The 19,888-nt window shown below is 68.7% G+C and carries 25 protein-coding genes; all 25 read right to left on the bottom strand.

Translation table 11 applies throughout. The annotated features are described in order from the left end of the window. Nucleotides 1-4 precede the first annotated feature (4 nt). The 25 genes from flgN to ASF63_RS17420 all read right to left on the bottom strand — a co-directional run bounded on the left by flgN (nt 5) and on the right by ASF63_RS17420 (nt 19,815). Nucleotides 5-487, bottom strand: coding sequence for a flagellar export chaperone FlgN (flgN, locus tag ASF63_RS17540; RefSeq protein ID WP_056307424.1), 483 nt, complete (start codon nt 485-487; stop codon nt 5-7). A 119-nt stretch (nt 488-606) separates the two neighbouring features. Next, nucleotides 607-855 carry a carbon storage regulator CsrA gene (gene csrA / locus ASF63_RS17535; protein ID WP_056517084.1) on the bottom strand — a complete coding sequence of 83 codons (249 nt, stop codon included), beginning with the start codon at nt 853-855 and terminating at the stop codon, nt 607-609. Between the two features lie 89 nt (nt 856-944). Further along, complete coding sequence (locus ASF63_RS17530) at nt 945-3,011, bottom strand: flagellar biosynthesis protein FlhA (protein ID WP_056517081.1); 2,067 nt, start codon at nt 3,009-3,011, stop codon at nt 945-947. A gap of 50 nt (nt 3,012-3,061) precedes the next feature. Next, entirely contained in the window at nt 3,062-4,165 is a 1,104-nt protein-coding gene (locus ASF63_RS17525) for a flagellar biosynthesis protein FlhB (RefSeq protein ID WP_056517078.1), read from the bottom strand. Beyond that, nucleotides 4,162-4,923, bottom strand: a complete 762-nt coding sequence (locus ASF63_RS17520) for a flagellar biosynthetic protein FliR (protein WP_056517076.1) — start codon at nt 4,921-4,923, stop codon at nt 4,162-4,164. The genes ASF63_RS17525 and ASF63_RS17520 overlap by 4 nt, the downstream gene beginning before the upstream one ends. Further along, nucleotides 4,923-5,198 (bottom strand): flagellar biosynthesis protein FliQ, encoded by a 276-nt coding sequence (gene fliQ, locus ASF63_RS17515; RefSeq protein WP_056517073.1) that lies wholly within the window; start codon nt 5,196-5,198, stop codon nt 4,923-4,925. The genes ASF63_RS17520 and fliQ overlap by 1 nt, the downstream gene beginning before the upstream one ends. Beyond that, nucleotides 5,198-5,968, bottom strand: coding sequence for a flagellar type III secretion system pore protein FliP (gene fliP / locus ASF63_RS17510; RefSeq protein WP_056517394.1), 771 nt, complete (start codon nt 5,966-5,968; stop codon nt 5,198-5,200). Before fliP ends, fliQ begins: the two co-directional genes overlap by 1 nt. Before the next feature lie 200 nt (nt 5,969-6,168). Beyond that, nucleotides 6,169-6,594: a flagellar biosynthetic protein FliO gene (locus ASF63_RS17505; RefSeq protein WP_056517068.1), complete on the bottom strand. Its 426-nt coding sequence runs from the start codon at nt 6,592-6,594 to the stop codon at nt 6,169-6,171. A 3-nt stretch (nt 6,595-6,597) separates the two neighbouring features. Continuing rightward, complete coding sequence (locus ASF63_RS17500) at nt 6,598-7,257, bottom strand: FliM/FliN family flagellar motor switch protein (protein WP_056517065.1); 660 nt, start codon at nt 7,255-7,257, stop codon at nt 6,598-6,600. After that, a complete protein-coding gene (locus ASF63_RS17495) occupies nt 7,257-8,150 on the bottom strand; it encodes a flagellar motor switch protein FliM (protein WP_157534421.1) in 894 nt (297 codons plus the stop codon). The genes ASF63_RS17500 and ASF63_RS17495 overlap by 1 nt, the downstream gene beginning before the upstream one ends. 33 nt (nt 8,151-8,183) lie before the next feature. After that, a complete protein-coding gene (locus ASF63_RS17490) occupies nt 8,184-8,996 on the bottom strand; it encodes a flagellar motor protein MotB (protein WP_056517060.1) in 813 nt (270 codons plus the stop codon). Next, complete coding sequence (locus tag ASF63_RS17485) at nt 8,993-9,799, bottom strand: motility protein A (protein WP_321163166.1); 807 nt, start codon at nt 9,797-9,799, stop codon at nt 8,993-8,995. The genes ASF63_RS17490 and ASF63_RS17485 overlap by 4 nt, the downstream gene beginning before the upstream one ends. Further along, nucleotides 9,796-10,011 carry a flagellar FlbD family protein gene (locus tag ASF63_RS17480; RefSeq protein WP_056517058.1) on the bottom strand — a complete coding sequence of 72 codons (216 nt, stop codon included), beginning with the start codon at nt 10,009-10,011 and terminating at the stop codon, nt 9,796-9,798. Before ASF63_RS17480 ends, ASF63_RS17485 begins: the two co-directional genes overlap by 4 nt. Before the next feature lie 124 nt (nt 10,012-10,135). Beyond that, nucleotides 10,136-11,302 carry a flagellar hook protein FlgE gene (locus ASF63_RS17475; protein WP_056517055.1) on the bottom strand — a complete coding sequence of 389 codons (1,167 nt, stop codon included), beginning with the start codon at nt 11,300-11,302 and terminating at the stop codon, nt 10,136-10,138. 30 nt (nt 11,303-11,332) lie between these two features. Next, complete coding sequence (locus tag ASF63_RS17470; RefSeq protein WP_056517051.1) at nt 11,333-11,782, bottom strand: flagellar hook capping FlgD N-terminal domain-containing protein; 450 nt, start codon at nt 11,780-11,782, stop codon at nt 11,333-11,335. A gap of 12 nt (nt 11,783-11,794) precedes the next feature. Then, nucleotides 11,795-13,150, bottom strand: a complete 1,356-nt coding sequence (locus ASF63_RS19190; protein ID WP_157534420.1) for a flagellar hook-length control protein FliK — start codon at nt 13,148-13,150, stop codon at nt 11,795-11,797. Between the two features lie 5 nt (nt 13,151-13,155). Then, nucleotides 13,156-13,509 carry a hypothetical protein gene (locus ASF63_RS17460; RefSeq protein ID WP_056517045.1) on the bottom strand — a complete coding sequence of 118 codons (354 nt, stop codon included), beginning with the start codon at nt 13,507-13,509 and terminating at the stop codon, nt 13,156-13,158. Further along, nucleotides 13,506-13,931, bottom strand: a complete 426-nt coding sequence (locus tag ASF63_RS17455; protein WP_056517042.1) for a flagellar FliJ family protein — start codon at nt 13,929-13,931, stop codon at nt 13,506-13,508. Before ASF63_RS17455 ends, ASF63_RS17460 begins: the two co-directional genes overlap by 4 nt. After that, on the bottom strand, nt 13,928-15,256 hold the full coding sequence (locus tag ASF63_RS17450) for a FliI/YscN family ATPase (RefSeq protein WP_056517039.1): 1,329 nt from the start codon (nt 15,254-15,256) through the stop codon (nt 13,928-13,930). Before ASF63_RS17450 ends, ASF63_RS17455 begins: the two co-directional genes overlap by 4 nt. Then, nucleotides 15,253-15,906, bottom strand: coding sequence for a FliH/SctL family protein (locus ASF63_RS17445; protein WP_162238907.1), 654 nt, complete (start codon nt 15,904-15,906; stop codon nt 15,253-15,255). The genes ASF63_RS17450 and ASF63_RS17445 overlap by 4 nt, the downstream gene beginning before the upstream one ends. Nucleotides 15,907-16,039: 133 nt before the next feature. Beyond that, on the bottom strand, nt 16,040-17,122 hold the full coding sequence (fliG, locus tag ASF63_RS17440; protein ID WP_235560849.1) for a flagellar motor switch protein FliG: 1,083 nt from the start codon (nt 17,120-17,122) through the stop codon (nt 16,040-16,042). Then, nucleotides 17,119-18,759, bottom strand: coding sequence for a flagellar basal-body MS-ring/collar protein FliF (gene fliF / locus ASF63_RS17435; protein ID WP_056517033.1), 1,641 nt, complete (start codon nt 18,757-18,759; stop codon nt 17,119-17,121). The genes fliG and fliF overlap by 4 nt, the downstream gene beginning before the upstream one ends. Further along, complete coding sequence (gene fliE / locus ASF63_RS17430; RefSeq protein ID WP_056517029.1) at nt 18,759-19,079, bottom strand: flagellar hook-basal body complex protein FliE; 321 nt, start codon at nt 19,077-19,079, stop codon at nt 18,759-18,761. The genes fliF and fliE overlap by 1 nt, the downstream gene beginning before the upstream one ends. Beyond that, entirely contained in the window at nt 19,079-19,471 is a 393-nt protein-coding gene (gene flgC / locus ASF63_RS17425) for a flagellar basal body rod protein FlgC (protein WP_056307381.1), read from the bottom strand. The genes fliE and flgC overlap by 1 nt, the downstream gene beginning before the upstream one ends. Continuing rightward, nucleotides 19,468-19,815: a flagellar basal body rod protein FlgB gene (locus ASF63_RS17420; RefSeq protein ID WP_056517027.1), complete on the bottom strand. Its 348-nt coding sequence runs from the start codon at nt 19,813-19,815 to the stop codon at nt 19,468-19,470. Before ASF63_RS17420 ends, flgC begins: the two co-directional genes overlap by 4 nt. Nucleotides 19,816-19,888: the final 73 nt, after the last annotated feature.

The following is a 19,888-nucleotide window of genomic DNA, read 5'->3' as shown; positions in this document are numbered from 1 at the left end:
CGCCTCACACCCTCGTGTCGAGGAGTCGGGCGTCACCGTCACGGACGACGCCGCCCTGCGGGTCGTACTCGCCGGTGGGCACGCCGAGGCCGGCGATCGTCTCCTGCGTGACACGGATGGCGGTACGCAGTCGCTGCTCGTTGACCTTCTTCATGTCGCCGATCTCGTCGGCGAGTGCGGTCATGGCGTCCAGATGGCCGGACAGGACCTCGCGCCAGGCATCCGTCGGTGCGGCGTCGATCAGCTCGCGAAGCGTCGTCGCCTCGGGCACTCCCCATTCATCCGCGACGGAGATGACGAGCGTGTCGCGCGACAGGGCGACCGTGGGCATCGCCGCGAGCACACGCTCGATCTCGTTCGCCGCATGATGGATCCAGCGGTTGCGCCCGGTCGCCAGCAGCATCTGCTGTTCGTCGAGCTTGAACAGCAGCACCTCCAGCAGATCGCGCTCTCGCATCAGTTGCATGCTCAGGTCGTGAGCGGCCACGATTCGTCACCTCGTCATGTCACGGTTTCCGCGACGGGATCGCCCGCCACATCCACGACTATCGCGACAACGTCCTGGACAGTAACTCCGAGCGCGAGGGCGAGCAGCGATGCACCGGGTCAGGACGTGGTGCCGGCGCGCCCGAGAGCACTCAGAAGCAGCGATGCCGCGGAGTCGTCCGACGACGCCTGGACTGCTTCCTGGTTCGCGTCGCTCACCGCGATGACGATCTCGGCGCGATTGATGCGCTTGTCGCGCGGCGCATCGATGCCGACGCGGACTCCGCTCGGCGTCACCGCCAGAATCGTCACGGTGATGTCATCACCGATCACGATGCTCTCATTGGCGCGTCTCGTGAGTACCAGCATGCGTCGTCTGCCTTCCATGGCGTGAGCGCCGATGCGCCCTCTGCTCATAAACGTATCGCACTCGTCTCGTAAATGAGCAGATTCCGACGCTACACTGCGGCGCTGGGCAGAGCGGACTGCGTCATCCGGACCACACCGACCACGTCGGTCGCGAGTCCTCCGGCTGCAGCCTCGTCATACGAGAGCACGGGGAGGCCGCCGACCTGCGACGAGATCATCCGGCGCACAGCCTGGCGCAGCGACGGCGCGCACACGAGCACCGGTTCCGGCCCGACCTGATCGAGCTCTGCGACCGTTCGGCGGACGTTCTCGAGCACGTGCATCGTCGCCTCCGGCGTCAGCACGATCTGCGGATGGCCGTCGATCACACGCATCCCCTCGAGCATCTGCTGCTCGAGCATCGGCTCGAACATCACGACGCGGATGCGGCCTTCCTCGGCGAATCGTGCGGCGATCGCGGGGCCGAGGGCCGCACGCGCCGCATCGATCAGACCAGCCGTCTCGGTCGACGTCTTGCCGCGCAGCGCGAGAGCCTCGTAGATGCGGGCGAGGTCGTTGATCGGCACCCGCTCGGCCAGGAGACCGGCGAGGACGCGCTGGATGCCGGCGAGCGACAGCACGGCCGGCGTCAGCTCTTCGACGGTCGCCGGACTCGACTGCTTGAGGTGCTCGGTCAGCTGACGGACGTCTTCGAGCGAGAGCAGCCGGTCGGCCTGGCTCTGCACGATGTCGGAGAGGTGGGTGATGATCACGCTCGCGCGGTCGATCACGGTGGCACCGGCCATGTCGGCGGCGTGCGACATCTCGGCGGGCACCCACTTGCCCTCGAGGCCGAAGACCGGATCGACGACCGCTGACCCGGGCAGCTGCTCGAGCCCCGTGCCGATCGCGAGCACGTGGCCCCTCGGCACGGATCCGCGGCCCGCCTCGACCCCGGCGATCAGGATCGAGTAGGTCTGGGCCGGCAGGTCGATGTTGTCGCGCGTGCGCACCGGCGGCATCAGGATGCCGATGTCGAGAGCGAGTTTTCGCCTCAGCGACTTCACCCGGGTGAGCAGATCGCCTGCTCCCCCCGAGGCCAGATCGACGATGTCGGGCGAGAGCGAGATCTCGAGTGCGTGCACGCGCATCCGGTCCATCAGCTCTTCGGGTCCCTCCACACCCGCCTCGACGGCCTCCTGCTGCAGCGCGTCGGCCTCGAGAGCGGCGTCGCGATCCTCGTTCGCCTTGACCCGGGATGCGGCGAACAGCAGCACGGCCCCGATCGCCAGGAAGATCACCAGGGGCATCCCGGGGATGAAGCCCATGGCGATGGCTGCGAGGCCGGTGATCACGAGGGCGTTGCGCGACTGCATGAGCTGACGACCGGCTGCCTGACCCATCTCGCTCTCGGCGTTCTCGCGGGTCACGATCATGCCCGTCGACACGGCCATCAGGAGCGCCGGTATCTGCGTGACCAGGCCATCGCCGATGGTGAGGATGCTGTACGTCTCGAGCGCATCCCCCATCTCCATGCCGTGCTGGACCATGCCGATGATGATGCCGCCGACGAAGTTGATGACGACGATCACGATGCCCGCGATGGCATCGCCCTTGACGAACTTCGACGCGCCGTCCATCGCGCCGTAGAAGTCGGCTTCGGCCGCGACCTCCGCACGACGCCTGCGCGCCTCGGTGTCGGTGATGAGGCCGGCGTTGAGGTCGGCGTCGATGGCCATCTGCTTGCCGGGCATCGCGTCGAGGGTGAAGCGCGCACCGACCTCGGCGACGCGCTCGGCACCCTTGGTGACCACGACGAACTGGATGACGGTGAGGATCAGGAAGATCACGGCGCCGATCACGAGCGACCCGCTGATCGTGATCTGGCCGAACGCCTGGATCACCTGCCCGGCGTGCGCCTCGCTGAGCACGAGGCGGGTGGAGGCGACGTTGAGGCCGAGCCGGAAGAGGGTCGCCACCAGCAGCAGGCTCGGGAAGACCGAGAAGTCGAGCGGCTTCTTCACGAACATCGCGGTGAGGAGGATCAGCAGCGCGAACGAGATGTTCAGCACGATGAGCACGTCGAGCAGCGGCGTGGGGATGGGCACGATGAGCAGGAGGATGATGCCCACCACTCCGACGGGCACCGCCGCCTTGGACAACAGCTGACCGATCATGCGTCTCGCCTTCTCGTTCTCTCTACTCGTTCAGGTGCGGATCCGGCGGCTCAGAGGCCGCGGTCCCTGGTGCTGTCGAAGGGCATGGTGTGTGTTCCTCTCGCCGATCCGCGGCGCTTGAGGTGCTCGATGAAGGCGAGCACCTGCGCCACCGCGGTGTACAGCTCCTCGGGGATCTCGCGGCCGATGTCGCACGCCGAGTGGAGGGCGCGTGCCAACGGGATGTCGCGGACCATCGGCACGCCGGCCTCCTCGGCCTTCTCGCGGATCTTCTGCGCGATGATGCCCGCGCCCTTCGCCACTACCCGCGGAGCGGACTTGCCCGGTTCGTAGCGCAGCGCCACCGCCACATGAGTGGGGTTCACGAGCACCACGTCGCTGTCGCCCACCGCGGCGATCATCCGGTTGCGGCTCATGGCGAGCTGCCGAGAGCGACGCTGGGAGCGCACGAGCGGATCGCCCTCGCTCTTCTTGTGCTCGTCCTTCGCCTCGTTCTTGGTCATGTGAGTGTGCTTGCGGTTGCGCCGCATCACCACGGCCACATCGATCGCCGCCAGCAGGATGCCCACAGCCACGGCCACCTGCAGCAGGGCCACCGCTCCCCCGGCGGCCTGCTCGAGCAGCCACGTGATGTTGTGGCTGCCGCTCGCCATCAGCACGGGCACGAGACCCGAGACGACGATCCACAGGGCGACACCGATGGCCGCCGTCTTGAGGAGCGCCTTCGCGCCCTCCCACAGCGCCTGCTGGCCGAACACGCGTTTGAGCCCCGACACGATGTTGAACTGCTCGGTGCGCATCGTCACACCGCGCAGGTGGATGCCGCCCTGGGCGACCGCCGTCGCGGTGGTGGCGAGCAGGACGACCACCAGCATGGGCAGCAGAATGCCGCCCAGCGACGAGATCGCCGACCCCAGAACATCCAACGCCGCCCCGTCGGTGGGATTCTTCGCCACCGGTGTGACGGCCAGGAACAGCTCCGTGAGCACCTGCGTGCCCGACGAGATCGTCGGCACCATCATCACTGCGGCGGCGGCGATGCACACCCACGCGGTGAAGTCCTGGCTGCGGCCGATTTGACCCTTCCTGCGCGCCTCCTTGAGGCGACGCTCGGTCGCCTTCTCGGTGCGTTCGCCGCTGTCGGTCTCGCTCATCGGGTCACCCCCAGAAGCAGCTTGGCCGCGTCCTCGGCGATGACGGCCACCACGCTCGGAAGCGCGGCGTAGACAAAGCCCACGAGCAGGAGTGTCAGACCGATCTTGATGGGGAAGCCCATCGCGAACGCGTTCAGGGCCGGTGCGACCCGGCTGACGAGTCCGAGGCCGACGTCGGCGAGGAAGAGCACGATCAGCAGGGGACCCGCGATCTGCACGGCGCTGAGCATCATCTGCCCGGCGGCTCCCACCAGCGCCTCCGCCGGCTTGCCCAGGTCGATCATGCCGGTCACCGGCACTGCGTCGAACGAGCGGAACAACCCTCCGAGCACGAGCTGGTAGCCGTCGGATGCGAACAGCAGCATGATCGCGGTCATCTGGAACAGCCGCGTGAACTGGGCGCCGTTGATCGCCATCCCCGGATCGAACGCCTGCGCCATCTGGAACCCGCCGAAGGTGTCGACCAGGTGGCCCGCACCCTGGATGGCACTGAAGAGCACCATCACGAGGAATCCGAGCAGTGCGCCCGTGAGAGCCTGCCCCACCAGCGCGAACATGAACGCCCCGGTGTCGAGACGCTCGTAGCCCGCGGTCACCACCGGCGAGACCGCGAGGGCGAGTCCGACGCCCAGCATCGCGCGGATGCGCATCGGGATCGTGCCGTGGCTGAACGGCGGCGCGAGCACCAGGAAGGCTGTGATGCGCACGCAGGCGAGCGACGTGGCCTCGAGCCAGGTGAAGTCGATGGGGATGTTCATCAGCCGCCGTTCAGCAGCGACGGTATCCGCGCGAACATCTCGTTCGTGAACGCGATCATCTCGGCGATCATCCAGTGCCCGCTGATCAGCAGCGCGATGCCCACGGCGACGAGCTTGGGCACGAACGAGATGGTCATCTCCTGCACCTGGGTGATCGACTGCAGCAGCGAGATCGCGAACCCGACCACGAGCGCCGTGATCAGCATCGGGGCGCAGAGCTTCGCTCCGACGATCAGCGCCGCCTGTCCGATGTCGATGACCGCTTCCGGGTTCATCAGCCGCCCCCGTTGTAGGACTGCACGAGCGCGGTGATGACCATTCCCCAGCCGTCGATGAGCAGGAACAGCAGGATCTTGAACGGCAGCGAGATCATCACCGGCGGAAGCATCATCATGCCCATCGACATCAGCGCGCTGGCGACGACCAGATCGATCACGAGGAACGGGACGAAGATGATGAACCCGATCAGGAAGGCTGCGCGCAGCTCGCTGATCATGAAGGCCGGCACGAGCGTCTGCAGCGGGATGCTTGCAGGGTCGGTCGGGTTGTCCATCTGCGCTGCCCGGTGCATCAGGGCGATGTCCTCTTCGCGCGTGTAAGTGAGCATCCACTCGCGGAGCGGTTCCTGGGCGAGCTCGAACGCTCGGCCGAAGTCGATCTGCCCGTCGGTGAACGGGCTCACGGCGACGGTGTTGATGTCGGTCAGCACCGGCCACATGATGAACAGGGTCAGGAAAAGGCTGAGACCTGCCAGCACCTGGTTGGGCGGAATCGAGGGCAACGACAGCGCGTTGCGGGTGAGAGCAAGCACCACGAAGATCTTGGTGAAGCTCGACATCATGAGCAGCATCGCGGGAGCGACGCTGAGGACCGTGATCCCGAGCAGCGTCATGATGCTGTCCGACGGCGTGCCGTTGATGCCGTTGATCGTCACGCCCTCGCCGTCGCCCGTCTCCGTGGGGAGCAGGGCGGATGCCGCATGAGCGCTCGTCGCGTCGAGCACCACCAGGACGGTCGCGACGCCGAGGGCTGCCGCGATCAGCATCCACGCGCGTCGCGGCAGGCGCGGCGCACGCGCGAGCGGCGCGGTGGCAGCGGCGGCGGATACGGGCACGGCGGCACTCCGAAGATGGGTGACGTGGCCGATCCGTAGCCAGGGGGTCGAGCGATCCGTGCTCGCAGTCGACTATCGCGACACGACGGCGTGCGCGTAACCGTGGAGCGGTCGCCCCGCGCCGGTCGGCGTCAGGCGACGGACTTGAGGGCCCGATCGACGATGTCGTTCGCCAGGTCGTCCGCGACCGTCGACTCCTCCGTCGTCGATTCCTCCTCGACGGGAGGCGCCTCCTGGGTGTCGACGACGTTGATCCCGTGCTCGGTCACGCCGAGGACGTAGCGGATGCCCCCGAACTCGGCGACCACGAGCTGCGCCTTCCCGCCGATGCCCGACCGCGCGACGACCGTGATCTTCTCGGGCCGCGGCTTCGGGCCCGCCGCCGGGCGCGACGGCCTGAGTTCGGTGAGCCGGGCGAGCTTCTTCGGCATCAACCCCGCGAGCGGGCTCACGCCCTTCGCCTGTGACTTCTGCAGTCGACGGCTGAGGAACAGCAGCAGACCGAGCACCGCTCCCAGGGCGACGATCGCACGGAGCGCGACGAGGATGTCGTCCATGGGTCAGACGGCCTCTGCGCCGTCGAGGATGCGCTCGACGCGGATGGCGAAGTCGCCCTCGGCGACCACGACGGTGCCGTGCCCGATCAGGCGGCCGTTCAGCTTGATGTCGGCAGGCGAGCCCGCCGCACGGTCGAGTTCGACGACACGGCCGGGTTCGAGGGACAGCACGTCGCGCACCGGCATCCGCGTGCGACCGATCTCGACCACGAGCTCCATCTCGACGCCGGCGATGCGGCTCAGGCGCTGCGGCCCCGACGACGCGGCGGCGGCCCGCGCTCCGTCGATGCGCACCGCTGCCCGCGCGACGACGCTGCCCGCGGCGTCGATCATGTCGAACACCTGGGTGCCGGTGTCGGTGAAGACGCCTGCGGCATCGACCAGTTCGCCGTCACCGAGCGCGCCACTGCCGAGCACGGCGACGGCCGCCTCGAAGATCGGATGCAGTCGATCGGCCAGGGCTGCGTTCTTCGAGCCGTCCTCGAGCTGCGACGGATCGACGACCTGGATCGCGAGGCGGGCCCCGGGGCTGCCTGCGAAGGTGACCGCGACCGCCTCACCGGATGCGCCGGGGTCGGTCGAGGGTGCGGGGATGACGGGGTAGCCGAACGGCAGCTTGCCGGCGATCGCCGCGGCGATGGCGCTCTCGTGGAAGGTGCTCATCAGTGGGTCTCCTCAGGGGTGGTCGTGATCTTGCAGGTGAGGCGCGAGCCTCTGCTCCCAGGGGTGGCGAGGGCGATCCGGGTCTCCCCTGCCATGAGTTCGTACGGTCTCGTCTCCGGATGCGGCAGGCGCAGCAGATCGCCGGGCGCGAGGTCGAGCACCTCACCCGTGCCGATCGTGATGGGCGCCAGGCGCAGTGTGATCTCCATCGGCGTGCTGCGCAGCTGCTCCAGCGTCTGCTCCGCGGTGTGGGCGGAGCCCGAATCCGAGCCCGTTGCGGCCAGGCGGTCGACGACGGCGGATGCCGGGAGCATGACCGTCGCCGTCGTCTCGGCGTCGCCGAGACGCATCGTGTACCGCGCGACGATGACCGCGGCGGTCGCTGCGATCACCTGCATGTACTGCGGGTTGTAGTGCACGGCGCTGAACCGCGGCGCCCCCGGGAGCAGTGCGTCGAGGCTCGCGTGGAGGTGCTCGAACGTGCCCTCCATGAGGTTGCGCACGAGCGCCAGCTCGATCGGGGTGAACGTCCGCGCCTCGGGCAGCGAGGTGCTGCGCCCGCCCATCATCTGCACGACCCATAGGAGCGCGCTGTCGAGGCCGAACTGCACCACGCAGGGCTCTTCGCGGTCCGCGAAGGCACCGGCCACCATGGCCGTCGTGCCGGGCAGCGTGTCGGCGTACTCCTCGTACGACACCAGGTCGACGGACTCGAGCGTCAGATGGGCGCGCACACGGATCTTCGCCGTCAGCTGCGACGACCACAGGCGCGCGAACGACTCGAACGCCGCCTCCAGGTGCCGGGTGCTCTCCCGTCCGAGCTGGGCGGGGCGGCCGAAGTCGTATGCGGGGTAGCGCGCGGCCGGGTCCTCGAGCACGGCGGCTGCGGTCATGGGTGTCTCCTCGACGGTGGTGTTCACGTGTGCTCAGCTCGTCGCTGCGGCAGCTGCGAGGGCCGGGATCAGCGCTCGCACCTGCTCTTCCTCGGTGGACTCGACGACGATGTCGACGCGTCTGTTGCTCGCCAGGGCCTGCGGGCTGTCGCCCTGCACGATCGGTCGTGTGTCCGAGAACGCGGTCGCCTTCACCCGCGGCCCGCCGACGCCCTCGTGCTCGACGAGGAATCTCGCCACCTGCGTCGCGCGTCCACCGGAGAGCTCCCAGTTGGTCGCGAAGGGGGCGGCCGACACCCGGTGATCGGCGTGCCCTTCGACGCTGACCTGGTTGTCGACCGTGACGAGCACGTCGCCGATCGCATTGAGCACGGCATTCGCCTTCGCCGAGAGCTCGGTGCTGTTGTCGGCGAAGAACGTCTCGGCGCCGACCAGCCCGACCTGCAGCCCACGGTCGTCGATCACGAACGAGACGGTGTCCTGAAGTCCTTGGGCGGCCAGGGCGGAACTCATCCGATCACGCAGCTCCTCCAACGACTCGTACTCGGCAGCGGCTCGGGCGGCGAGATCGACCACTCCGTCGTCATCCTGCAGCTCGGGCGGGACGATCAGGCCCTCGGCACTGTCGGCGCCGCCCTCGGTGCTCTCCTGACCGAATCCCGTGGCGAGGCTGTTGGCGAGCAGCTCGAACTTCGTCTTGTCGACGTTCGACACGGCGAACAGCACGATGAACAGGCACATCAGGACCGTCACCATGTCGGCGTACGACACGGCCCAGCGCTCGTCCGGCTCGTCATGCGAGTCGTCCTCATGCCCGCGGCCGCGCGCGCGGCGGGTCGGGCTCACAGGATGTCCTCCACGGAAGACTCCTGCTCCCGCTTCTGCTTCTTGGCCTTCGGCTTGACGCTCGACAGCGCCTCGAGGCGCTCCTGCAGCAGGTGCGGTGCGCTTCCTGCCTGGATGGCCAGCATGCCCTCGGACACCAGCGTCATCCGCTCGAGCTCGACCGCACCGATGCGGTTGAGACGACCGGCGATCGGGTTCCAGATGAAGTTGGCCGACAGCAGCCCCCACAGCGTGGCCACGAACGCGGCGGCGATCATGGGCCCGAGGTGGTCGGGTTCGTCGAGCTTCTCGAGCACGTGGGTGAGTGAGACGACGGTGCCGACGATGCCGATCGTCGGCGCGTAGCCGCCCAGAGAACCGAAGAACTTCGAGGCGACGCGGTTGCGCGACGAGGTGGCCGCGATCTCGTCGTCCATCACCATCTGCAGGTCCTCGGCGTCCGTGCCGTCAGCGAGCGCCTGCAGCGCCTGGCGGGTGAACGCGTCGGGTGCGCCGTCGAGCTCCTGCTCGAGCGCGAGGAGGCCCTCACCACGTGCCTTCTCGGCGTAGCCGACCAGGAACGGGATCACCGCCTCGGGAGTCATCTTCGGCCCGCGCACCATGCGCCCGAGGCTCTTCACCGCGAGGATCGTGTCGCGCAGCGTGTGGCTCGCGATACCCACGCCGATGGTGGAGCCGAGCACGAGGATCATCGGGGCGGGGATGAGCAGCGCCTCGAAGCTCGCGCCCTCCATCGTGATCATCGCGACGAGAGCGCCGAACGCCAGGATGACGCCGATGATGAACGCGGGATCCACGGTCACGCGCCCGTCTGCGAGGTCAGCGCGTGGGCCGCACCGAGGACGCGTGCCCGGTACGCGACGATCAGGTCGATCACGGCGTCGAGCGTCTCCTCGATGACATAGACCTTGCCGTCGACCATGTGCAGAGTCGTGTCCGGCGACGAATGGATGCGCTCGACCAGATCGGGGTTCACCGCGAACCGGGTGCGGTCGAGGCGGGTGACGATGATCATCGCGGGGTCTCCGGGCTTCGGACGAGAGGGGGAAGTCTGCCCCGACTATCGCGACGCGGCCCGCCCCCGGTAACCAGGGGCGGGCCGCGTCGACAAGCGGATGCGCTGGAACTCGAGCCTGCGATCAGCGCTTCAGCTGGGTGAGCTCCTGCAGGACCTCGTCGCTCGTGGTGATGATCCGCGCGTTGGCCTGGAAGCCGCGCTGCGCGACGATGAGGTTGGTGAATTCCTGCGAGAGATCCACGTTGCTCATCTCCAGCGCCCCGGACACCAGGTTGCCGAACCCTGCCTGCCCCGGCTCCCCCATGCGGGCGGCGCCGGAGTTCACCGATACCCGGTATGCCGTGCCTCCGGCCTTCTCGAGTCCCTCGGGGTTCGCGAAGGTCGCCATCGCGATCTTTCCGAGCGTCTGGGTGGCGCCGTTGCTGAAAGTGCCGACGATGGATCCGTCGCCCGTGATGCTGTACGACTTGAGCGAGCCGGCCTCGGCGCCGTTCTGCTCCGAGATCGCGACGGTCGACATGTTGGCGTAGCCGGTGACCCCACCGAGGTCGACACTCACAGCACCGGCGGTCAGGGTGAGGCCTGCCCCCGCCTGCTTGCCGTCGGTGAACGTCAGCGAACCGGTCGCTCCGCTGACGGGCTCGGTGACGTCCCAGCCGGTCGCGGTCTTCGTGAAGGTCAGGCTCAGCGTCGACGGGGTTCCCTGTGCGTCGTAGACCTTCACATCGCGCACAAGCTCGTCGCCCGTCGCCGCCGTCGAGGGGAGGTTGCCTGTGACGGTGGCATCCGTCGTCGCCTTGGCCGGTGATACCGCGTCGAGCGGCAGCACGATGTTCCCGGTCGCCTGACCGGTGTTGACGACGCCGTTCTGCGCCGACCATCCCTGGACGACGGCGCCGTCGGCGGTGACCATCTTGCCCGTCGGGTCGAACGAGAAGCCGCCTGCACGGGTGTACAGGGTCTCCCCGCCCGAGCGGACGGCGAAGAACCCGTCGCCCGAGATCATCAGGTCTCCCCCGCGCCCGGTGGCCTGAGCAGACCCCTGCGCGAAGTTCGTGCGCACTCCGGCGACCTGCACACCGAGGCCGACCTGAGCGGGGTTGCGGCCCCCGACCTCGTCGTCGGGGATGCCCGGGTTGCCGATGAGCTGTGACAGCGAGTCCTGGAACAGCACGGACGACCCCTTGAAGCCGGCCGTGTTGACGTTGGCGATGTTGTTGCCGGTCACGTCGAGCATGGTCTGGTGCGAGCGGAGTCCGGAGATCCCGGAGTAGAGCGAGCGAAGCATGTGATTCTCTCTTCCTGTGTGAGACGAAGGTCAGGCTGCGGCCGGGTTCGGCGCGGCAGGGGTGGTCTTGGCGGTGACACCGGTGATGGCGTCGAGGGCGATCGTCTTGTCTCCGATCGTCACCTGCGGAATGGGTCCGTCGAACGACACCTTGGTGACGACGCCCGAGAGGGTCTTGCCGTCGGCATCCTTGTAGCTCGCCTCCTGGCCGATGAGAGCGCTCGCCGCCTGACGCATGTTCAATGCGAAGGCCTCGGCGCCGCTGTCGGCGAGGGCCGTGAGCTGCTCCATCATGGCGAGCTGCGTCGTCTGCGAGATCATCTCGTTGGTGTCCATCGGACTCGACGGATCCTGGTGGGTCAGCTGGGTCACCAGGAGCTTCAGGAACACCTCGCCGTCCAGCACCTGCTTGCGCGCGGCTGGGTCGGTCGTGCCTCCTGTGTAGATCGAGCTCGGAGCGCTCACTGCGTCGACGGTCATGCGGTCGTCCTCTCAGGCGAAGATGTCGAGACCCGCGCCGACGCCGGCGTGGGGTGTGGTCTGGATGATGCGGGGAAGGTCAGGGGCTCGCTCGGCACCGGGGCGCTGTTCCGAGCGTCCGCGATTCGCGTCGCGGTCGCCGCCGCCCTGGTCTCCGGGAGCTCCCGCGCCCTGGCCGCCGCGGTCGCCGTTCGCATCCGCTGCGGAGCTCTGGCTGACGCTCAAGGTGGCGTGCGGCATCACTGCGGCCAGGTCCCGCCGCAGGTCGATGAGGATGCCGCGCAGGGCATCGCGTCCGGCATCCGTGGCACCGCTGAGCTCGACCTGCACTTCTCCGCTCGCGCTGATGTGAGCGCGCACGGTGACGGGTCCGAGGCTGTCCGGGTTCACGGTCATGGTGAGGTGGTGGGTGCCCATCGGTCGCTGCGCGACGCTCACGACCACCGGCGAGACCTGGGCGGCGACGGCGCGGCCCGCGGGCGCGGTCTCCGGGGTCGAGACGGGGGTCGCGGAGGTCACGGGGGTCTGAGGCGGAGCGACGGGCGCGGTACTCGGAGTGGGCTGGCCCGACGGTACGCGCTCGCCGGACTCGATCCGCGCGGAGGCCTCGTTCGAAGACGGGTCGGTCGCCGACGCATTCCCGGCTCCGGCGAATGCGGAGGACGACACCGCGAGGTCAGGCATGGGAGCCGGAGCAGGCCGTCCGGCGGACTCGCCCCGGGACTGCGCGCCGGGCGAGGGCTGGGCGCCGGGTGCGGCTGCGGCTGCGGCTGCGGCTGCGGCTGATTCTGAGGATGCGAGTGCCGGACCTGAGGATGCGGCGTCGCCATCCGCACCGTCGTCGACCGGCGCTGCGACCGCTGCGGCGATCGGGGCTGCGGCTGCGGCTGCGGCTGCGGCTGCGGCTGCGGCTGCGGCTGCGGGCACCGTCGCGCTCCCGGCCGCAGGCACGGGCTCGACCTCCTGCTGCACCGCGACGAGCGCCTGCGCCTGCGCCTGCGCCGGTTCCGTGGACGTCTCGACGCCTGCGACCGCTGCGACCAGCGAATCGTCGGGGCCGCCCTCGGGCTCATCCGAATCCGCCGTCGCCTGTGCGTCCGGCGCGACGGGACGCAGCTGGGCGGTGAGCTGAACCAGGGCGGTGGATGCGGCATCCCCTTCGAGCGAGGTGTCGGAGGCGGCATCCGGCCGACCCGCGACCTGAGCCGCGCCGCTCTCCTCCGCGCCATCGGGAGACCCGTCAGCGCCGACGAGCATCTGTCCTGCGGCGGTCAGCGCGTCTCCGAACCGCGATCCCGAGTCGCCGGCCGCGCGCCCTGCGGCGTCACCGTCGGTCGGGGTGCCGAGAGAGACAGCGAACAGGCTCACCGCGGTCATCCGAGCATCTCGATGAGCTTCTGCATCGACGCCGCTGATCCTGCCGACCGCGATGTGTTCGCCGAGAACAATGTCTGCAGAGCCGAGACGAGCTCGGCGTTCTTCGCGCTCGTCGCGGCGTCAGCGGAAGCGCCCGCTTCAGACACGGGCGTCGTCGTGTCGGCGGATGCGGCCGCCTTCGCCGCCTCGAGCACGCTCGAGAACGTCGCCGCGCTGGCCGCACTCGTCGCGCCTGCCTCAGCGGTCGACTCGGTCGCGGTCGCAGCCGCTGCCCGAGCCACCGGATCGAGTGACACGATCTGACTCTCGATCGCGTCGACGCGCGCGATCACGGATGCGAGGCCGCTCATGCGGCGCTCCCCTCTCGGCGTGAGGTGCGCACGACGGCGATCTCGTCGAGAGCCGTCTGCTCCGCGGCAAGCTCCGCCTTGGCGGATTCGACCCGGTGAGTGCTCTCGAGGCGCTCGAGACCCTTGAGCTCGCGGCGGGCATCGACATGGGCGGACTTCGCCTCCGACTCGGCGCCTCGCCGCAGGTCGACGAGTGCCTGCAGGTCGCTGAGAGTGCTGCGACCGGCCGACCGGGCAGCCGCCATGGCCATCAGTGCTCGGGGATCGTCGATCTGCGCGCTGATGTCGGCGAGGCTCGAGATCGCGCTCTGCTCGGCAGCCTCGGCCTGCGCACGCTCGGCGCTCGCGCGGGAGAGCCGCTCTGCGGCGACACGCTCCTGGGCGCCTCGCACCCGGAGAAGACCGGCCAGGGGGAAGGTCATGGGGTGAGTCCTCCGAAATCGGTGGTGAGGGCGGCGAGCTGCCGCCAGGAATCGTCGGATGCCGTCAGATCGTCCATCCGCTGCATGAGGAAACGCGAGATGGCGGCTTCATGCGTGAGCGCGGCATCCACCAGTGGATTCGCCCCCGGCCGATAGGCGCCGATGTCGATCAGGTCGTTCGCGCTGCGACGAGCGGCCAGCACACTCCGCAGGGTCACGGCGTCCTGCCTCTGCTCGGCGGTGGTGATCTTCGAGACGACCCGAGACACGGAGCCCAGCACGTCGACGGCCGGGAAGTGCCCGCGGATGGCCAGCGCTCGGTCGAGCACGACGTGTCCGTCGAGGATTCCCCTCGCGGCATCCGCGATCGGTTCGTTGTGGTCGTCGCCGTCGACGAGCACCGTGTAGAGACCCGTGATCGATCCGACCTGCCCTGTTCCTGCGCGCTCGAGCAGGCGGGCGAGAACCGAGAACGTCGACGGCGGGTAGCCGCGTGTGGCGGGCGGTTCGCCGGCGCTCAGACCGATCTCGCGCTGCGCCATCGCGACGCGGGTCAGCGAATCCATCATGAGCACGACGTCGAGACCGTCGTCCCGGAAACCCTCCGCGATACGCGTCGCGACGAAGGCGGACCGCAGTCGCGCCATGGCCGGCTGGTCTGACGTCGCGACCACCACGACCGAGCGGGCGAGTCCCTCAGGTCCCAGATCGTCTTCGAGGAACTCCCGTACCTCGCGGCCGCGCTCGCCCACGAGGGCTATGACGTTGACGTCGGCGGTCGAGCCCCTGGCGATCATCGACATGAGCGACGACTTTCCCACACCGGAACCGGCGAAGAGTCCGAGTCGCTGTCCTGTGCCCACCGGCGTCATGGTGTCGAGCACGCGAACGCCCAGGCCGAGCTGGCTGTCGATGCGCTGACGATCCATGACGCTCGGAGCGTCGTGGTCGAGAGACACGAGCGTCGTGGTCCGCTCGAGCGGCCCCTTGCCGTCGATGGGGCGACCGAGACCGTCCAGCACGCGCCCGAGCAGCGCCCGTCCGGTAGGCACCTGCAGCGGTGCTCCCCCGTGACGCACGCGGGCGCGGGCCGTGATGCCGTCGAGGCGGCCGAGTGGCATGCATCGCGCGGAGGCTCCGTCGACGGCGACGATCTCCGCATCGACCGATCGACCCTGCGCCGCATCGATGCGGATGCGGTCGCCGACGGCTGCATCGATGCCGAGCACCTCCACACCCAGCCCCCGCACGGCCTTCACGGTGCCGGAGCGCTCGGGACGCGCGGCTTCGAGGGTCCGCTGCCACGACCTCGTCGCGACGGTCACACGATCACCTCGCCGCCGAGCTCGTCACCGAGCTCATCAGCGCCACGCTGCGCAGACGCTGCGCGGGCGAGGGCCTCGGTGATCCTCGTGTCGACGGCGCCGTCCTCGATCTCGACGATCGCGCCTCCCGGGTCCACCGCATGCGAGCCGACGATGTCGATCCCCTGCAACGGATCGATCACCGGAGGGTCCGACCGGAGGGTCTGCAGGTCCTGCTCGCTGAACGACACGCGCGTCCATCGGTCGACAGGCATCTCCGCGATCGCGCGTCGCACCGCGTGGGCGGCCGATCGTGCAGGATCCGAGAGTTCGGCACCGAGGATGGTCGCGGTGAGCCCGACGGCGAGCTCTTCGATCCGCTCCGCCGTGAGCATGCTCAGTTCGTCGATCCGATGGCCCAGGAGTGCCTGCGCGGCCTCCAGTGCGCGGAGCGCCGAGCCTCGCTCGTGCAGGTACAGCTCCTGGAGCTCCTGCATCCGCTGCTGATGCGCGCGTTGCTGCCGCTCGGCCTCGTCGAGCGCGAGCCGGCGTCCCTCCGCGAATCCGTCGGCGTAGCCGCGGGTGCGTGCGCGATCGGACTCGCTGCGGATGTCGATCGGCGTCTCGCCCACGCGCGGCACCACCAGGGGTGTGAAGGCGGAATCGAGCACGGTGGACACCTCGGGATCAGATGACGAGGCCTGTCCGTGGCCCGAAGGGCGAGCTATCCGTGCTCCCTGTCGACTATCGCGACGATCTTCTGCGGCGGTAACCGCGTGCGCCGAATCAGTCGTGGTCACGGGTTCACTCGATGAGTTCATCCTCGTCCTCGCGTGAGATCGTGATCTCCTCCGCGGCTTCCAGCTCGCGGATGATGCGCACGATCTCGGCGCGGGCCTCGTCGACCTGGCGCATCCGCACAGGACCGAGCACACGCGTCTCCTCCGCCAGGTTCTCCTGGTTGCGCTCGGTCATGTTGCCCTTCACCTTGTCGGTGATCTGCTCATCCGCACCCTTCAGCGCCAAGGCGAGCATGCGCAGGTCGATACCGCGCAGCACCCGCTGGGCATCGCGATCCTCGAGGCGGGCGATGTCGGCGAAGGTCACCATGCGGCTTCGGATATCCTCGGCCAGGGCCAGGTCCCGCCCCTCCAGGCTCGCGAGCAGAGACTTCTCGAGAGCGGTGTCCGAGCGGTTGATGATCTCCACCAACGGCTGCACTCCCCCGATCGACTCGTGGTTGTCGCGCATGGCGAACACGCCGGTGCGCGAACGCAGCGAGTCCGCCACGATCGAGATCGCCTCCTGCGTGGCCGTGCCCATCGTGGCGATCGCCTGGGCGACGTCGGTGCGCAGCGGATCCTGCAGGGCCGCGAGAACCGCCGCCGCACGATCGGCGCGGAGGTTCGCCAGCACGACCGCGACCGTCGTCGGGAGCTCTCCTTCGATGATCGTGGCGAGCTGGGCAGGGTCGGCGGCGTTCAGGAAATCGAAGGAGACCGAGCCCTGGGACATCACCCGACCCACCATCCCGACGGCCTTCTCGCGCCCGAAGGCGGTCTCGAGCAGACCGGTGGCGAGCTCCTGTCCGCCACGAGACGGCACCGCGCCGCCGAGGGCGATGCGGCGGAACTCCCCGAGTGCACGCGCGGTCGAGGCGACATCCACACCGCCGAGCTGGGTGAGCTCAGCGGCCAGCATCTCGGAGCGCTCCTCACCGAGATGACGCAGCACCTCGGCGCTCGCGGCGCGGTCCATGTTCATCAGCACGATCGCGGCCTTGCGCAGGCCGCTCATCTCGGGGATCGGTGCGGCGACGATGTCGGCAGCGGTCGACACCTCGACCGTGTCTGCCTGGGCGTCCAGCACATCCGTGAGCAGACTCATACCCTCGCCTCATCCATCAGGTCGGCCAGGGCGCTGGCGATCGCGTCCGGTTCGCGCTTGGCGAGGTCGTCGATCTCGCGTCGCCGTCGCTCGACGAGCACCTTGTCGGGTTCCGGCTCGTCGTCCAGGTCGACCGTCGCCGACGGGAGCAGCTTCGTCGGTGCCGTCGGCACGATCGCATCGGCATCCTTCAGCCCGCGGAGCGACTTGAGCTTCTGCTCCTCGCTCTCGGTCACGGTGGCGAAGTACTCGATCGGACCTTCGTCGGTGTACAGCACGCGGCGCTTCATCCGACGACGCACGACCAGGAAGATGATCAGGATGATCATCGCGAGGAGTATCGAGCCCCCGATGATCGCCGACTTCAGCAGCTCCTGCTGGAACTGCGCATCACGCTCGGCCTCCGCAGCCGCGAGGGCGGTCTGCGCAGCCGTCGCGCCCGACTCGTTGAACTCGACGAACTCGACAGCGATCTCGTCGCCGCGCTCGAGGTCGATGCCGGCGGCCGATGCGACGAGCGATTCGATCTGGTTCGCGGTCACTCCCGTGACCGTCCCTCGGTTCAGTGCGATGCTGACCGTCTGCCTCGTGACCTCGCCGGCCGGAGTGATCGTCTTCTCGGTCGACTTGTTCACGGCGTTGCTGCGCGAGGTCTCCTCGAACTCGTAGGCACCGTTCCCGTCCGCACCGTTGGGCACCGCGATGTTGTCGGGGCCGAGCACTCCGGTGCCGCCGCCCTGGCCGCCGGTGTACGTCTCGGTCTTGGTCTGCTCCGACGCGCTGAGGTCGCCCTCCGGAGCGGAGTATGTCTCGTCCATGCGCTCGGATGTCGAGTTCGCGACGTCGGCCGACACCGTCACGGTCGCGTTGCCGGGGCCGACGATCGTCTCGAGCATCTTGTTGACCGATGCGGCGACCTTCGCCTCGTGCTCGGTGGCCTGCTTCGACGAGGATCCGGTGAGCCCCGTTCCGACGGCCGAGAGCACCCGTCCGTCCTGATCAGTGACCGCCACATCCTCGGGCGTCATGCCCGGCACCGCGGCACTGGTCAGGTGCACGATCGCCTCGATCTTCTCGTCGCTGAGAGTCGCCCCGCTCCGGGTCTTCACGAAGACGGATGCCGTGGGGCTCTGCCGCTCCGAGACGAAGACGCTCTCTTCGGGGATCGCCAGCTGCACCGATGCGGTGGAGATTCCCTCCATCGCGCCGATCGTGCCGGCCAGCTCCCCCTCGATCGCCCGCTTGTAGGTGACCGACTGCTGGAACTCGCTCGCGGTCACTCCCATCTCATCGAGAAGCGTGTATCCCTCGCTGGTGTCGCCGGGAAGACCGGCGGATGCCGCCGCGAGCCGCTGGGGGTACACCTGGTCGTCCGGGACGAGGATCGTCGCGCCGCCCTCGGTGAGTTCATATCCGACGCCGGCGGACTTCAGCTGCTCGACGACGGCCGACGCGTCACCCGCGCTCAGACCGGTGAACAGCGGGCTCATCTGCGGCCGGGTCAACCACGATCCCAGCGCGATGGCTCCCATGACGAGCAGCGCCACGCCGATGATCGCGATCGTGCGCTGGGCGAGCGAGAATCCTCCCACGACCTGCTTCGCGCGGTCGTAGTATCCCGTGAGCATCTTCGGCATCAGGCCTGCATCCTCATGATCTCGTTGAATGCCGACACGCTGCGATCACGGACGGCTACGACGAGGTCGAGCGTGACCGAGGCTCGGGTCGAGGCGATCATCGCCTGGTGGATGTCCTGCAGGTCGCCCGTGACGGCCTGGACCGCGAGCCCGTTCGATGTCGACTGCAGCTGCTGGAGGTTCTCGACGGCTCCCGTGAGCGAAGTCGCGAAGGCGCCGGCCGACGACGACCCGCCTGCGGCTTCGGGACCGGTCTCGAAGCTGAGGGGCGCGAGCGGGGTGACCCCTGCGGCGGAGACCGCCTCGACAGCGCCGCTCATCAGTTGCGTCCGATCTGCAGTGCGGCCTCGTACGTCGTCTTGGCGCGATCCACGACGGCGGCGTTCGCCTCGTACCCGCGCTGGGCGAGGATGAGCATGCTCATCTGGTCGCCGAGCTCGACATTCGGGTACTGCACGTACCCGTCCTCGTTCGCATAGGGATGCTCGGGGTCGTAGACGAGCTTGCCCTCGGCGTCCGACTCGACGACCCCCGCGACGTAGACGCCGGGGCTGTCGGTGCCCGCCTGCACCGTGACGAACTTCTCGCGGAAGGCCTCCTGGCCTGCGGGAGTGGCGGTGTTGACGTTGGCGATGTTGTCGCTGAGGGCGTCGAGCCACTTGCGGTGGGCGGTGAGGCCCGTGCCGGCGATGCCGATGGCGTCGAAGGTCATGCGGAGGCCTGGCCGATCGCCTTGGTGATCGATGCAGCCTGGCCGCCGATCGCCTGGCTGGCGAACTGGAATCGCAGCACCGTGTCGATGTTCGACAGCGTCTCGGTGTCGAGGTTGACGTTGTTGCCGTTCAGCCTGGTGGGTTCGAGCGACCGCTCCACCGTGGCGGCGACGGTTCCCGATCCGTTCTCGACAGCGGACCGCAGCTCATCCTCGAACTGGACGCGCTGGGACTGATAGTCGGGGGTGTTGACGTTGGCGATGTTCTCGGCGATCGAGCGTTGGCGCAACGCCAGGCCGTCGAGAGCGCTGATCAGCGCGGAGGAGGTGACGGATTCGAGCACGGGGGCACTCCGGATGTTGGTGGAGAGGCCGATCCTTGGCCAATCGTCGAGCGATCCGTGCTCTGTGTGGACT

The organism is Microbacterium sp. Leaf320 (assembly GCF_001423485.1).
Lineage (GTDB): Bacteria > Actinomycetota > Actinomycetes > Actinomycetales > Microbacteriaceae > Microbacterium.
The sequence above is the reverse complement of the archived record's forward strand: the minus strand, read 5'-3'. Positions and strand labels throughout refer to the sequence as shown.